Raw genomic sequence first — 14680 nt, forward strand, 5'->3', positions numbered from 1 at the left:
GCGCACAACTTGGAACTGGACGTGAGCTGCCGCGACGCCGGGAGGTCGATTCAAGGGAACTGCTCGATCACTGGCGTCTAGTGTCAAGCAGGATTCAAGGCATCCCCGAAAAAGGCTCGGTAATCAAAATGACATCGGGTGCAGCGCGACGTCGAGCAAAAGTTTCTGCAGCCCGACGAGTTCTGCCGCCACTCCGCGGCGTGTTTCCCACCATCGGTCGGGGTCAAAGTTTGAGTAGTGCGCGGGCTGAACCATGACGCGCGTCGAATGGCCCTTCATGGTTCGGTCGAGCACTCGCCGCACTCGTCGCGAGTGATCCTTGTCGGCCACGAACACAATGGATTGCAGCTGATGTTCGTCGCACCAGGGCGGAAGCGCCTGACCTTCACCTTCGGTTGATCCTCCTTCAATTGTGGGGATTCGCGCGACATCTGGCACGCCAAGCGACCTCAATTGGCGAATTTGGCCCTCATCCTCGTAAAGGAGCCCCCGACGAGCGAACTCACGGTCCTCTAAACTCGGAGGGTCCACAAAAACCGCAACGCGCTTCGAGATGCCACTTTGCACGAGGTCCGCCGCTTCGAGCGCCCCGGCGCCACCCGAATCAAGCGACAGGACGATAACGTCGGCGGGCGCGACGGGTTCGCTTGCGACGAGCGCCCATCCTGCGGCTCTCAGAAACGGCTCCCGAAGGGAGCGAACACCAACCAGCGCAAACGCGATTGATGCGACCATTCCTAGGATCGCCCACCTCGACCGCCGGGAGATCACACTCGGTTTCATCGGGCCACTACACGAAAGTGCAATGTCATGCCGCGGACATCGCGCACGCTTTGCCAAGATGCTTAGTCCGGAGTTGTGCAGTTTTTTTGACGCCACAGCTGCGAAGAAAATCGGATTTGGCGACTTCTGCGCCGTTGCTCGGAGGGGCCGAGAAGTGATCGAATTGAGCGACGATTTCCGCTATTGTGCAGGTTTTCGGATGCCGACATGCTGAGACCATCCCCGCGCGGGGACAGCCGGCGTCCGAAAAGCGCCAAGGCACGAAATCGCGGGGTGTGAGGCACCGATAGTGCAGCGGGGCTATGGGGATTCGGCGTCGACGTGAGTGTGGGGGAAGTTGAGCCGACGCTGGCGATCGGATCGCTTTAGCTGGAATCTTGGGCGTGCGTGCTGGCGCGAACGAGCTGATCGCACGTTGCTCGACGGGATTTGCGCTACGGTCACGGGCCAGTTTGCTGATCGGCGCAAGCGGGTGTGCTGCCGGGCGAGAGCCGGCCAAAGTAGTGCGCTTTGGAGCGGTGCTGGATCGGTGATGACAGCATCATGAGGTGTCGATCCTGATCGCGGCCGACGGCGGCGTTGGTCGGTGCTTTGGCTTGCTGCCGCGTGCGAAGGTCTCGATGATGAACATGCGTCCGCCGCAGCAGGGGCACGGTCGTGGCAGCAGCGGGGTTGGTCGGCCGCTGGGGCCCTCTGAGATATCTTGCTATTCGCAGCGGACCGGCACGGCAAGCAGCTCGCGGGCCCGCGCGATGTTGGCGGCGCGGCTGCCACTGGCCAGCAGTCCGTAGTGCCGGATGCGGTGGAAGCCCCCGGGCAGCACGTGCATCAGGAAGCGTCGGATGAACTCGTTGGTCGACAGCGTCATGGTCTGATAGCGCCCAGGCCCCTCGATCCGGTAGTCCTTCCACCGGAAGGTGACGCCGGTGTGGTCGCCGCGATCAAGCGGCGATTAGAGATGGCGGCCCGGTGGGTATAGCGCGACAGATAGGCGAGCACGGCCCTGGGGCCGCCGAACGGCCGCTTGGCATAGACCACCCAATCGATCTTGCGTAGCGGCGCCAGATACGCCTTGAAGGCTCTGATGTTACCGAGGCGGGCGTGGACGCCGAAAAACTTGAGACGGCCGGCCCGGTGGGCGGCGACGAGCTTGGCCAGGAACAATCCCCGGAACAGGCGAGAGAGAACCTTCACGGGCAGGATAAAGTCTGGGCTGCACGGTACCCATTGCGTGCCATCAATGGAGATGCCGCCGCCCGGCACGATCATGTGGACATGGGGATGGTGCGTCAGCGCCGAGCCCCAGGTGTGAGCACCGAGGTGATGCCGATGCGGGCGCCGAGATGTTTGGGATCGGCCGCGATGGTCGTCATGGTCTCGGCCGAGGTCGTGAACAGGGTGTCGTAGATCACGGCCTTGTTCTGATAGGCGATGTCCGCGATGGCGGCCGGCAGCGTGAACACCACATGAAAGTACGGCACCGGCAGCAGATCGGCCTCGCGCGCGACGAGCCATTACTTGGCGGCCGTGCCCTGACACTTCGGACAATGCCGACTACGACAGCTGTTGTATGCGATGATCGTGTGCGGGCAATCTTCGCAGCGCGCAACATGGCCGCTGAGCGCCGCCGTTCGGCAGCGTTCGATGGTCGACATCACCTTCATCTGGTCGAGGCTGACGTGGCCGACATTGGCACGACGCCACGCCGCTCCGTGGTCGCGGAAGATATCCGCGACCTCCAGCACCGGGCGAGACATGACCGCGGGCTGTTATGTCGGCGGCTGGTCCTTCTCGTCCGTGGGAGGCTTCTTGCCAGGCTTCCTGCGAGGCTGTGACAGCAGGTCGAGCGGGCTCTTGATGCTCGAGATCATGCCGGTGGCGACGCGCGTGTAGCGCGCCGTCGTATCCAATTTGTCGTGCCCCAGAAGTGCCTGGATGATTTTAATATCGGTACCACGCTCGAGCAGATGGGTGGCAAAGGAGTGGCGAGCGCATGCAGCGTCACGCCCTTCTTGATCCCGGCCCCACCGGCAGCCTCGTGGAACAGCCGGTTGAGCTGGCGGGTGGTCATCGGCATACCGGGTTTGCGCCCAGGAAACAGCCAGCGTTCTTGAAGGGGGGTGTGTGCATCGAAACCTCGGCGCGCTTTCCACCACTGCCGTAACAGATTAATCGTCTCGGGCGACAGCATGACATTGCGATCCTTGCGGCCCTTGGATTGCTCGATACGAATGATCTTCTGGGCGCTGTCGATATGCTTGACCTTCAGCCGGACCACTTCGCCGGCACGCAGGCCGCACCCATAGCAAAGACTGAGTGCTGCGCGGGCCTTGAGGCTCGTGGCGACGGCCAGCACACGACGCGTCTCGTCCGGACTCATCACCTGCGGAATCTTCTGGGGCTCGCGGATGTGATAGATCTCGGCCGCGAGGTCCAGCCGCCGCAGTGTCACGCGGAAGGCAGCACGTGACCCGAAGCTGTCATTTAACGAGATCGACAAAGCGAGCCAAAATAGAGCAGATTGGAGGTGTGCGCTCGTCGAATTTGACGATCGTCAAGCGCAAGGACGGTCGTGAGTTTCAGGAAACCTGCCCGTGCTATGAAGACCGTGAGGATCGCCTCAGCCCCAGACCGTTCAGGGAAGACATTGAGGCCGCATTGGACTGCGTAGCAGATGTCGCCGCGCGCGCCGAAGCCGAAGGTGCCTCGCTGCTGTGTTTTCCCGAAGGCTTCCTTCAGGGGTATCTAACAGACGAGACGCCGGCACGACGAAACGCTCTAGACCTCACGTTACCTGCATTCAAGGCCGTGCTGAACCGGTTTCCGAAAACCGGAGCGATGATGGTCATGGGGCTGATCGAGGCCAAAGAGGGGCGATTGTTCAACACCGCCATCGTGGTGAATCATGGCGCCCTGATCGGCTATCGCAAGGTGCATCTCCTCCGTAGTGAACAAATTTTCGACGCTGGAAGCGATAGCCACGTCTTCGAGATCTTTGAATACGCTTCGGAGTTAACATTTGCTGCGACACGAACTTTCCCGAGGCGGCGCGGAAGGTAACCGGCCACGTCGGCGGCCAAGATGGCCGACAACCTGCGCTCCACCCGAACTGGTTCGCTTCTGTACCATGGCGCGCAATGGATGCGAACTATACGACAGATCAGCTGAGATGCCACCTCGGCTGATGTCGCAGGCGGCCGTGCATCGGCTGGCTGGAGATGCTGGACATAGTCGCGGCTGCGCTCAGCCGTGCAGTCCGTCGGCGCACCGCGAAGGCGAGAAGGGCGCGCGTCATCGAATGATCCCGTGCTTCTTCACCCGCTTCATACGCGGCGGTGACGAGCTTCCGTGGTGCGCGATGATCTACTTGCACTCACTCGTCGAACGTCGGCACGCTCGACGGCGATTGCATGTAAGACGGCGGCGCTGATCCCTGCGAAGGCCCCTTCACGACCAAGGGCAAAAGACCCCTCATTTCCAGTAAGGCCAGCCTTTTCGCCAGCCCTTCAAGCACGCGCATCGCGCGCTCAATCTCGCCGCCCTCGCACACCGCTTTTGCAACGATCTCAATCTGTTCGCTGATGATCTCTTTTGTAGTGCGGATCATCTCTACGGTTCGTGGATCAACCGGAGTCTTGGACATCCGATGCGCTCCCCCCTTTAAACAATTAATAAAATGTACCGGGCAGGAGACTACCATCCATGGACTGGAACTTTCTGCCCGGTGTCACGCACATGAGCCGAATGGAGCTGGGAGCGATTAGGTCAGTGCCACTGCCCATTTGGCAGCCCACATGTGTGAAAGACGGCATTCGCTTGAGAGGCGTATAGTCCTTCGTATCACCGGCCGTGCCCAGTCCGTAGGCGTCGGTGGCAGAGAGACCAATTGCGCTCCCGCCTTGCAGGACCAGGCAGCGCATTCATGTGGTCTCCATTCCGGTTTTTCCGCACCAACAGCGACGCAGACGGTGAGCATCGGGACATCATCTCGCGAAGTCGCAAATTTCTCAGACTCGCTTGCCCAGATACGCTTGCGCGCCTGAAGACCCAGGAGCCGTTCCCCAACCCAGACGCAGTAGACGCATCCGAAACGGGACGATGGCTCGCCTCGAAGGAATTGCAGCCGCCGAGGTAAGGACACAACAGCGTAGAGCAACCGAGACGCAAAAGTATCGTCGTCTCGCTGCGGAATGTCGCCAACGTCGATAAAACTGCCGGTTTTTAGCTTGTCGGGGACGCCTCAACTTAACGTTACAAATGTCTCCGTGTTCCTACCGGAAACGCGAGTCGCTCCATACACGTTGGCCGCGACGCGGGCGATAACTACGGGGACATGCGTCATGCCAAAATACTTCTTCAACATCTATCACGACCGAACCCTGATCGACGACGAAGGCGAGGAGCTTCCTGACAAGCATTCCGCCTGGAAAGAGGCGACGGTGACCACTGGGCAGATGATCCAGAGCATAGATGGTCACCTCATGCCCGGTATAGAGTGGCGATTGGAAGTCACCGACGAGTTCGCTAGTCCACTCTATGTTGTTCGCGTCATCGCAGAGGCGCCGAGCTGATGTAGTGCCGCGCAAAGAGCGACGTGAGAAGTGCGCGAAGGATCGTCAGACCGTCACCGAATGATCCGATGTTTCTTCCCGCTTCTTGCGCTCCGTCGGTTCGGGCTCGCGGTGACGACGCAGCGCCCCGCATGATGCCGATACGCGGCAACATGGAGTCGCCGCCGTGCTCGGCGACCAGCATCAATGCACGGATGGCCTTTTCCCATTCCTCCGCATCATGCTCGGCCTTCGGCAGCTTTGCGATGTAGTTGCCGGCATCGGGCAGCGTGCGCAGCTTGCGCCCATCAGGGAGCGGAATGGGATCATCGAAGGTGCGGTCCCAGCCGCTAGCCGAAGGCTTACTCTTTCTTGGCATCTGGCTTCAACGATATGCCGAGCCGCAGCGCCACCTTTTTGATCGATACCGGCTTCCGTCCGGTCAGTTTCGCCAAGTCGTCCAGGGATTTTGACGCGCGCGCCAGCTCAATCAGACGGCGCTGTTCGGCAAACGACCAACTTGCTTTTTGGGTCATAAAACAACAACTGAGCTTTGCGATCCATAAAAAGGCGCCAAGCGGACTATGTTCGCTTGACGCCTTCGCCGTTATGGCCGGGCCTAAATTGTCCGGCCCACCCTCGATATTTGATTTGGGCGGGTTGGCAACAGATCCCGCTCGTTAAGCTAAGTGCGTAACGTTAACGCTGACCGCTCTCCCTGCCAGCATGTCGATGGAGGATCGCTCGCGGAACTATTGATCGTGCGCCCGCGTGGTCGCGCGATGCCAATCAGTTGAACAGCCTGCGCAGCTTCCTCAGAACCTCGCGCAGGTCGGCGATGTATTCCTCAACAATGCGCCCAGGTTCTTCTGCGCTCGGAGGCTCGTCCGTCGTCATGGTCCTCTCCGCGCGCTGGCGATCATTTCGTGGCGCCCTCGAAGCCAACTCCTAGACTAGTAGTCAGCAACGGTCTCGGGGTTCGGCACTCGTCGGGCTTGATATGAGTCAATGGTCCGGGCGGGTGGCCTAGTGCTTCTACGGAGAAACCGATTTCGGTTTGCGGAGTTTACAGGGCAGGAACAGCACTTCCTGAGCATCAATTACGACTATCGAGCGCAGGCACAAACAGCCATGCGATGGGCCAAGGCAGCGACTTGTGAACGCGAGCGGCAGAGCTGGCTGCGTGTTGCTCTGGCGTGGCAGGACCTCGATCGCGGTGACGAGGACGCAGCGATTTCCGATCGCATCGGATGCATCTGTATTGCGGTACCATAACCTATGCGACGGGCGCGCTGCAACAGACCCGCAGAGTATCAACTCTGCACCGCCTCGAGATGATCAAGCGCCGGGTACATCCGCCGGCTGCTCGATGACCCATCATCGTGTCGGAATACGCATCCCGTACGATCTCACGTCAGACGTGACGGTTGCCGGTAAGCCTGCAGCGGTACGTCGTAGTGGCGAGCGCCTCCGTACATGTCAGCTGTCAGTGGTAGACCGGAAATGGCCGGCATGCGGCCTAACCGACGCGAATGACCCCGAGCCGAACAGCGCGCACGATGTCCCTGAGGGAAGGTGCACAATTCTTGAGCTTGCCGTAAGTCGGCCGTCCCGCTTCGATAGCTGCGTGCGGGTCCTTGTGGTGACACCTAGGACTTATCCCTAGCCTCACGCCATCCACCCGCAGCCCCCGCCGGACAGCATGCCCGGCGGGGGAGGGTGTTTACGCGGCGTAAGGCCGCCTCAGTTGGCGGCCTTTACCCTGCTGTGCAATCTTGCCCATATGGCAATGAAGCCGGACTACTACACCGCAGCGTTCGACACGGGCCAAGGTACCTTCCCTTGGCGATGGGAACTGAGGCGCCACAGTAGCCCCATGGGGGTGATAGTAGGTCGTAGTGGATATCAATCCCAAGCAGCAGCAGAGTACGCCGGTAGATCAGTACTTGAAGAGTTTCTAACGGCACTCGCCAAAGAAGAAAGACGCAGACGATAACGGCCTCTTTCGAGAGCCGCCTTTTGGCCCGACGCAGACGTCCTCCAAAGTCTCTTCTTGAGTCAGCTGCTCGGGGCACAGCGGACCCATTGTGCTCATCGCGAGCCTTTCCGAATCTGACCCGAACCGGTCATTCCGGCGTCCCCTAGACAGGCTGTCCCGCTAGGGGGATTATGCCGCGCTAGCCGAACCAGGGGCGCCGCCATGGACGTCGGAGGTTGGCTGCGGAGGCTTGGCCTCGAACAATATGAGGCGGCATTCCGCGAGAACGAGATTGACGAGACGATCCTTCCGAACCTAACGGCGGAGGACCTGAAGGACCTCGGCGTCTCTATTGTCGGCCACCGCCGCAAGCTCCTTGATGCAATCGCTGCTCTACGGACCGATGAGGACGCTCAACTTTCCTCTGAGAATGAAGCACGTGCATCTCGGTCGTCACCGGTAGGCCCGGAGGACCGCGCCGAGCGCCGCCACATTACCGTGATGTTTTCTGACCTGGTCGGTTCCACGGCGCTCTCCGCGAGCATGGACCCCGAGGATTTGCGCGAGGTCATTTCAGCCTATCAGACGTGCGTTTCCGATACTGTGGGCCGTTTCGAGGGCTTCGTCGCCAAATTTATGGGCGACGGCGTGCTGATTTATTTCGGCTATCCGGCAGCGCATGAGGATGACGCCGAGCGTGCCGTGCGGGCCGGCTTGGCGCTAATCGATGCGGTTGCCACACTCCCGGTGCGCGAGCCTCTACAGGTGCGCATTGGAATTGCCACAGGCCTTGTCGTCGTCGGAGATCTTGTCGGGTCCGGCGCAGCGCAGGAGCGCGCTATTGTAGGTGAGACACCGAACCTTGCGGCACGCCTTCAAGGCATCGCCGAGCCGAACACGGTCGTTATTGCTGAGGCTACGCGCAGGCTGCTCGGCAATCTCTTCGAGCTGCAGGACCTCGGGCCGAGGGAGCTGAAGGGGATTGCCGGGCCGGTGCGCGCGTTAGCAGTGCTGCGATCTAGTTCTGTCGAGAGCCGCTTCGAGGCGATGCACTCCGGTGGCCTAACTGCGCTGGTCGCACGAGAGGAAGAGCTTGAACTGCTGTTGCGGCGCTGGGCGAGAGCCAAAGCCGGCGAAGGGCAGGTGGTGCTGCTGTCCGGTGAGGCCGGCATCGGCAAATCCAGGCTGTCCAGTGCGCTCATAGAAGCACTCACAGGCGAACCACACATGCGGTTGCGGTATTTTTGCTCGCCACAACACACGGACAGCGCTTTTTATCCGATCATCGGGCAGCTCGAACGTGCTGCCGGATTTGCGCATGGCGACACATCGCAAACAAAGCTCAACAAACTCGATGCGCTGCTGGCTCAGACCTCGACGTCCAAGGAGGACGCGGCGCTTCTAGCCGACATGTTGTCACTTCCCAACGACGGACGCTACCCCGCTCTGGAGCGAGGTGCTGAACAGCGCCGGCAGAGAACGCTCACAGCACTCGGTCTACAATTGGAGACCCTGGCGCGCTCCGGCCCCGTGCTCATGATCTTCGAGGATGCACACTGGGGTGACCCCACGAGCCTGGAAGCGTTCGGTCGCATACTAGACCGGATCGCGGCTCTTCGCGTGCTAATGATCGTGACGTTTCGGCCGGAGTTCGTGGCGCCCTGGGTAGGACAGCCGCACGTAACAGCGCTTGCGATCAATCGGCTGGGGCATCGCGAGGTCGGAACGATGATCGACCGCGTCATCGGCAACAGGTCACTGCCGGCGCACATTAGGCAGGACATTGTCGAGCGCACCGATGGCATCCCATTGTTCGTGGAGGAGATGACCAAGGCAGTGCTCGAGGCTGGGGGCGAGCTGGAAGCGATGCAGATTGCGGCCGCGGTTCCTTCCCCGGCGCCCGCGGTCCCCGCGAGCTTGCATGCCTCTCTGATGGCCCGGCTCGACCGGCTCGGCCCGGCCAAGGAGGTGGCACAGATCGGGGCGGCGATAGGTCGTGAGTTTGCTCATGCACTGCTGGCCGCGGTGGTGCGCAAGCCAGAGACGGAGCTGGCATCGGCGCTCGACCGTCTCATTGTGGCCGGTTTGCTATTCAGGCAGGGCCTGCCACCTCATGCAAGCTACCTCTTCAAGCACGCCCTGGTGCAAGACGCGGCCTACGGCACATTGTTGCGCGAGCCGAGACGAGCACTGCACGCTCGCATCGCTGATACACTCGAGAACCAGTTTGCAGAGATAGCCGAGACCCGACCCGAACTGTTGGCGCGGCATTGCACGGAAGCCGGACTTATAGAGAAGGCCACGGGATGGTGGGGTAAGGCGGGACGACGGTCGCTAGAACGCTCAGCACTTGTTGAAGCGGTAGTGCAACTAGGCCGGGCACTTGACCAGATCGCGGCCTTGCCCGCCACACCAGCACGCCGGCGAGAGCAGATTAAGCTTCAGGTTGCGCTCATTACCCCTCTTGTCCACGTCAAGGGATATGCGTCGCCGGAAACCAAGGCGGCCGCGGAGCGGGCACGTCTGCTGATCGAACAAGCCGAAGCGCTCGGAGAACCTCCCGAAGACCCGCTGCTGTTATTTTCGGTTCTCTACGGATTCTGGGTTGCCAATTACGTCGCGTTCGACGGCGATGTGGTCGGCGAGCTTGCGGCGCAATTCCTGGCGCTCGCGGAGAAGCAGGCGGCTACTGTGCCGCTTATGATCGGGCATCGCCTTATGGGCCAGTCCTTGCTCTTCACTGGAGAAGTCGCGCTGGGCCGCGCCCAATACGATCAGGCAATTGCGCTCTACGATCCTGCCGAGCATCGCCCGTTGGCCACGCGATTTGGCCAAGATGTTGGGGTGGCCATCCTGTGCTATCGGTCTCTTGCGCTGTGGTTACTTGGCTATCCCGACGCAGCGCTCACGGATATTGAGCGTGCGCTAAAGGATGCCCGCGAGATCGGCCATGCCGCTACGCTGATGTACGCGATAAGCCATGCACAATTGCCTTACACCTTTCGTGGGGACTACGGGACAGCCAATGCACTTGCCGATGAAGTTGTCGCTCTGGCGAACGAAAAGCGTGCCATGATTTGGAAAGCGTTCGGGATCCTGAATCAAGGTCTGTTGTTGGCGCTGACTGGCAACGCCACGGACGCCGTCAAAAGAACTGAGTCTGGGCTAACCGGATGGCGGTCAACGGGGTCGACATTATGGACGCCTCTATATTTGCCACATTTGGCGCGAGCCCATGCAGAGCTTGGTCAATGCCAAGACGCTTGGCGCTGCATTAGTGATGCGATGACGGCGGTGGAAACAACCAAGGACAGGTGGTGCGAGGCCGATGTTCATCGAATTGCAGGCGATATCGCGCTCAGGGCGCGGGAGCCGGATGCGGCTAAAGCGGAAGCCCATTTCGAGCGTGCGCTGGCGATTGCACGTGCGCAGCAGGCGAAGTCCTGGGAGCTCCGGGCGTCGATGAGCATGGCGCGGCTTTGGCGCGATCAGGGCAAGCGAGACGAGGCACGTAATCTTCTGGCCTCAGCATATGGCTGGTTCACCGAAGGGTTCGACACGCTCGATTTAAAGCAGGCCGAGGTCCTGCTCGACGAATTAGCATAAAGGCAGCGCCACGGCGGACTCAAGAATTTGGCGCGCGACCTACTGGTACTATTCGTCTCTCCAATGGAGGCCAACTACAGGAGGATAAAGTGGTGGAAATGACCGGCGGCTGTCTTTGTGGGCCAAGTTAGGTATTCGGCGAACGCAGATCCTGCCTTCGTCGGGGTGTGCCATTGCACGCACTGTCAGAAGCAGACGGGAAACCGCTTTCTCGGTGCTGGTCAGAATCCCGAAATCCGCAATGTCAATTCAGGGGCAACTTAAGACATTTCACGACACTGGCGACAGTGGTCAGCCGGTTGAACGGAATTTTTGTCCAGAGTGCGGATCGCCAATCTTCTCGGACGTTGCCGTCATGCCATGCGTAGCTTTTATTAAGGCTGGCACCCTCGACGACACGAGTTGGCTCGATCCTAAAATGCACGTCTACTGTGACAGCAAGGAGCACTGGACTTCAATACCCGAAGGCTGTCAAAACTTCGCAAGGATGCCTGCTTAAAGCTGAGCTATTGTGCGCGGCCGGTATTTCTCAGGATGGCATCGGATTCCAGTCAGGGGGCGGGCCATATGGTACGCGCCAGTCCCGGTGGAAAATTCGCGCGGGCACGGTGCTCGACTGCATAGCATCGCAAATGTATGGAATGACTTCGGCGACTTCCGGAATTGGCCCGATGCAGCCGATCGGCATGATCAGACCGAGCGTCAGCTTTCGAATGAAGACACGCCGACAGCAAAGACAGCCCTGCAAGACCGAGTCTGACCCAAGCCGGACATGCGGATCTTGTCGACTTTCGTGGTTCCTCATCGAATGCGACATCGCATCGCGATGAGAGATCAAAGGGAACGAAAGCCCCTGCTAGGCTTTTAGCAACATGAGACGGTCGCTCGCCGGTACTTACACGGCGCATGTCGCGGGATAGCCAAAGGTCGCTGTCAGCGGCCCGCTGTTCTCAACACAAGCGCTCGCGCAGATAGCCAAAAGCGGCGGTCTCCATTGAAATCGCCAACCGCGCCGGATCGGTCGCGGGGGGAGAGCGGCGGTTGCTTGTAGCGTCGTTTTTTGACGAAGCGAAGGCTCACCATGCGCACCCACATCGACATCGACTACGTACACAGTCGCGCAATCCTTCGAGAGATTCGCGAGGTCCTCCGCACGTCGCTGAAACCAGAGCCCGGACCACCCGCAAGCCTCAAGGTGCAAATCGATCGGCTCCACGGATTGGAGGAGCAATCACCTTCAATCGTTCCCGATGCGGAGCATTGGAACCGCTGAGCTGCAGGTGCGTCTGCCGAACAGGGACGAGCAATGCCATCGGTGAAGCGCCATGCCTCAAAGATTTTGAAAGAGTATGGTCAGGCGCAATCTGAATTGATCGGCAAAGCCGTCGTTCTTACCGACGGAAAGGCAGGCACGGTGGAGGACGTTTGGCTGGACGAATTGCACGGGCTTCGGATTTCGATCAAAGGTCATGAGGGAAGATGGCCGGTCTCAACCATCAAGCTTCTGCAGAGCTAGACCGGCGGATGGACCGCCCGCTGCCCAGAGCGCAGTCCATTGCCGCCCCCTGAGGGCGATGATATTAACGTGTGACATGGCGTGGCATTCGCAGCGATGACACGCTGGCCGAATGAATGATTCCCTATTCGCTCGAGCCCAGCGCGCAATCGAAGAGAGGCAGAGCGCCGCGAGCTTCAACGTCGCAATCGCGCCCTACAGGCGGAGTGTGACTGCAACCGCGAGCAACTTCGTTTGGTAGTCTTTGCGAGCATGATGTTCAGGTCAGAGATGAAAGCCCAAACGCGACAACAGCGAGTGAGGTCGCTTCAGTTGACGGGGCAACCGTCTCGCCGTTGGCTGGTTATTCCAGCATGAAACGGATCTGGCATTTTGTTGCCTTTCTTGCCGTGACTGGAATCGGCTTCTCGCTTTTGGTCGGCTTTGAGAAGCTCATCGGCCGGTAGCCGCTTGCATCAGAGCCCCGGCTCTATGTCATCTAAAGTTCACGAAACTCCCGTGACCGTCTCGCGGTTGGGTAGATCATCCACTCGCTGTTGAGGGCAGCTGATGTGCAAGCGTGCGATGACCCATCAGGAGCTGTCCACCAAGGTCCTGGCCGCGGTTCGGGCGCATCGAGGCTGCGAGCTTGTGAAGGAAATCGCCATCACGTCGGTCGAAATCGTCGAGACCGGCACGTCTTGGCACGCCAGTCTCGTCGATAGCGGGGCGGCTGACCCGCAACTAGCGGCCAGTGTGTTGAGGCAAGTCAGCGAAGAGCTTGAACCGATGTTTGCGCTGGTAGGACCCCCCGTTGCTGAGGAGCGCCATGACAAAACCTGCGATCCGTCCCGATGACTTCCCAGTCGAAGCCGACAAGACGGTTGTGAAGACGAACGGAGGCAAACCTCTCGCGGAGGCTCACAGCGAGCCGGCCGCGGAGGAGATTGTCGATCTCGTTAACGAGCAGGCTTACCAGGAGGAGCATGACAGATGGTCAGCTTGAAAAGAACCACGTTGAGATAAGCGCGGGTACCTTCCTGCTCGGCGTTTTGGCGCTGCTCACAATCGTCCATGTCCAGGATCATCTTCACCGGCAATAGCCAATCAATGCAAGATGTTCTCTTGGCCGCCGTCTAGGCGCTGCGGATGATGTGCTGCGCATGAATCTATGACCTCTCGCAGTGACCGGCGTCGGCTCTGGTTTGGTCTCGTTCACGTCGCGAATGATCGAAGGCCGCGCATTGACGCTTCGTTGTCGGCTCTTGGCCCGACGCGGCCGATCAGCTTGATCGGACCGAGGGTCGGCTTCTGAAGGAAGACCGGGCCGACTATCTCGCCACGGGTGGTGCCGATCTGTCGCTCCGCTCTGTCCCTTTGCCGAACCTGCATAGTCGATGTAGCTATTGCTCTTCTATGATCGCCACAATTACCCGCATTCTAGTCGTTGGGGTGGGCATATCTTGTCTGACGAGCGCTAAAGGGAGTGAAATCAGATGCTCTTGTCTCGAACTCTTTGGGTACCGATTGCAGCCGCTACGGTTCTTGTTGGTGTGCTGCTTTCCGCGCCAGCTTTCGCGCAGGCGCATATCCGCGGCACGCTGACCGCCGCGAAGGACGGAACGATCAGCGTCCAGACCGCCAAGGGCGGAACGGAATCGATCAAACTCGCCAACGACGCAGGCCTTTTCCATGTGACCACGGCCAACATGAGCGCCATCCAGGCCGGCAAGTTCGTCGGCATTACGTCTGTCGAGCAGGACGGCAAGCGCGTCGCGCGCGAAGTTCATGTGTTTGATGAATCGCTGCGGGGTCTGGCCGAGGGGCACTATCCCTGGGATCTTGAATCCAAGCCGAACATGATGACCAACGCCAATATCGCCAAGATCGAAGAGGTCGGAACAGACCGTGTGGTCAGGCTGAATTACTCCGGCGGTGAACAGACTATCACAATCCCGACGAGCGCGACGGTCGTCGCCTTTGACAAGGCGCCGGCCGAGCAACTGGCCGTTGGGCGCAAGGTCTTCGTCGTTATGAAAAAGGACGGCTCGGAAGCCGCCGCGGTGGTAATCGGCGCTGAGGGTGTGAAGCGAAAGCGGTTGTTTTCCCGCACCTTGTTGTAGGCGGGCCGCCCTGCGATATGTGCTCCGTCATGAAGAGAGCGGATCGCAACATGATTTCGGATGTTGTTGACGCGTCACATGCTCGGCCCCTGCGCCGTCGTTGGAGCGACGATGTCAAGGCGCAGATCGTGGCGGAATCCTGCGC

At 60.0% G+C, this 14680-nt stretch carries 11 protein-coding genes and 4 pseudogenes; 8 read left to right on the forward strand and 7 right to left on the reverse strand.

Features of this window, described 5'->3' with window-relative positions; translation table 11 throughout:
- Positions 1–123: 123 nt before the first annotated feature.
- The 3 genes and pseudogenes from JOZ76_RS26100 to JOZ76_RS26115 all read right to left on the reverse strand — a co-directional run bounded on the left by JOZ76_RS26100 (position 124) and on the right by JOZ76_RS26115 (position 3163).
- Complete coding sequence (locus JOZ76_RS26100; RefSeq protein WP_291703526.1) at positions 124–735, reverse strand: hypothetical protein; 612 nt, start codon at positions 733–735, stop codon at positions 124–126.
- Between the two features lie 589 nt (positions 736–1324).
- Positions 1325–2540 (reverse strand): annotated as a pseudogene (locus JOZ76_RS26105) (IS91 family transposase).
- 12 nt (positions 2541–2552) lie between these two features.
- A pseudogene (locus JOZ76_RS26115) lies at positions 2553–3163 on the reverse strand (tyrosine-type recombinase/integrase).
- Positions 3164–3382: 219 nt separating this feature from the next.
- Between JOZ76_RS26115 and JOZ76_RS26120 the strand changes: the two are divergent.
- A pseudogene (locus JOZ76_RS26120) lies at positions 3383–3842 on the forward strand (carbon-nitrogen hydrolase family protein); the annotation flags it as partial.
- 314 nt (positions 3843–4156) lie between these two features.
- Here JOZ76_RS26120 and JOZ76_RS26125 read toward each other — a convergent pair.
- Positions 4157–4426, reverse strand: coding sequence for a hypothetical protein (locus tag JOZ76_RS26125; RefSeq protein WP_291703528.1), 270 nt, complete (start codon positions 4424–4426; stop codon positions 4157–4159).
- A 697-nt stretch (positions 4427–5123) separates the two neighbouring features.
- On the opposite strand from JOZ76_RS26125, the gene JOZ76_RS26130 reads away from it, so the two are divergent.
- Positions 5124–5354, forward strand: coding sequence for a DUF6894 family protein (locus tag JOZ76_RS26130; protein ID WP_291703529.1), 231 nt, complete (start codon positions 5124–5126; stop codon positions 5352–5354).
- Here JOZ76_RS26130 and JOZ76_RS26135 read toward each other — a convergent pair.
- Positions 5332–5712: a hypothetical protein gene (locus JOZ76_RS26135; RefSeq protein ID WP_291703530.1), complete on the reverse strand. Its 381-nt coding sequence runs from the start codon at positions 5710–5712 to the stop codon at positions 5332–5334. The genes JOZ76_RS26130 and JOZ76_RS26135 overlap by 23 nt on opposite strands.
- Positions 5696–5869 carry a hypothetical protein gene (locus JOZ76_RS26140; RefSeq protein ID WP_291703532.1) on the reverse strand — a complete coding sequence of 58 codons (174 nt, stop codon included), beginning with the start codon at positions 5867–5869 and terminating at the stop codon, positions 5696–5698. Before JOZ76_RS26140 ends, JOZ76_RS26135 begins: the two co-directional genes overlap by 17 nt.
- Positions 5870–7533: 1664 nt before the next feature.
- Between JOZ76_RS26140 and JOZ76_RS26145 the strand changes: the two genes are divergently transcribed.
- The 5 genes and pseudogenes from JOZ76_RS26145 (at position 7534) to JOZ76_RS26155 (ending at position 13270) form a co-directional block, all read left to right on the forward strand.
- Positions 7534–10917 carry an adenylate/guanylate cyclase domain-containing protein gene (locus JOZ76_RS26145; RefSeq protein WP_291703534.1) on the forward strand — a complete coding sequence of 1128 codons (3384 nt, stop codon included), beginning with the start codon at positions 7534–7536 and terminating at the stop codon, positions 10915–10917.
- A gap of 117 nt (positions 10918–11034) precedes the next feature.
- A pseudogene (locus tag JOZ76_RS38620) lies at positions 11035–11097 on the forward strand (GFA family protein); the annotation flags it as partial.
- A complete protein-coding gene (locus tag JOZ76_RS38370; protein ID WP_441300098.1) occupies positions 11090–11416 on the forward strand; it encodes a GFA family protein in 327 nt (108 codons plus the stop codon). The pseudogene JOZ76_RS38620 and the gene JOZ76_RS38370, both read left to right, overlap by 8 nt.
- 807 nt (positions 11417–12223) lie before the next feature.
- Complete coding sequence (locus JOZ76_RS26150; RefSeq protein WP_291703536.1) at positions 12224–12433, forward strand: PRC-barrel domain-containing protein; 210 nt, start codon at positions 12224–12226, stop codon at positions 12431–12433.
- A gap of 564 nt (positions 12434–12997) precedes the next feature.
- Positions 12998–13270: a hypothetical protein gene (locus JOZ76_RS26155; protein ID WP_291703537.1), complete on the forward strand. Its 273-nt coding sequence runs from the start codon at positions 12998–13000 to the stop codon at positions 13268–13270.
- Positions 13271–13371: 101 nt separating this feature from the next.
- Here the strand turns inward: JOZ76_RS26155 and JOZ76_RS26160 are convergent, their stop codons facing one another.
- A complete protein-coding gene (locus JOZ76_RS26160) occupies positions 13372–13506 on the reverse strand; it encodes a hypothetical protein (RefSeq protein ID WP_291703542.1) in 135 nt (44 codons plus the stop codon).
- Between the two features lie 402 nt (positions 13507–13908).
- Here JOZ76_RS26160 and JOZ76_RS26165 point away from each other — a divergent pair, with 402 nt between their 5' ends.
- On the forward strand, positions 13909–14535 hold the full coding sequence (locus JOZ76_RS26165; RefSeq protein WP_291703539.1) for a hypothetical protein: 627 nt from the start codon (positions 13909–13911) through the stop codon (positions 14533–14535).
- Positions 14536–14680 lie beyond the last annotated feature (145 nt).

The sequence above is a fragment of the Bradyrhizobium sp. genome (assembly GCF_019244115.1).
Taxonomy (GTDB): domain Bacteria; phylum Pseudomonadota; class Alphaproteobacteria; order Rhizobiales; family Xanthobacteraceae; genus Bradyrhizobium.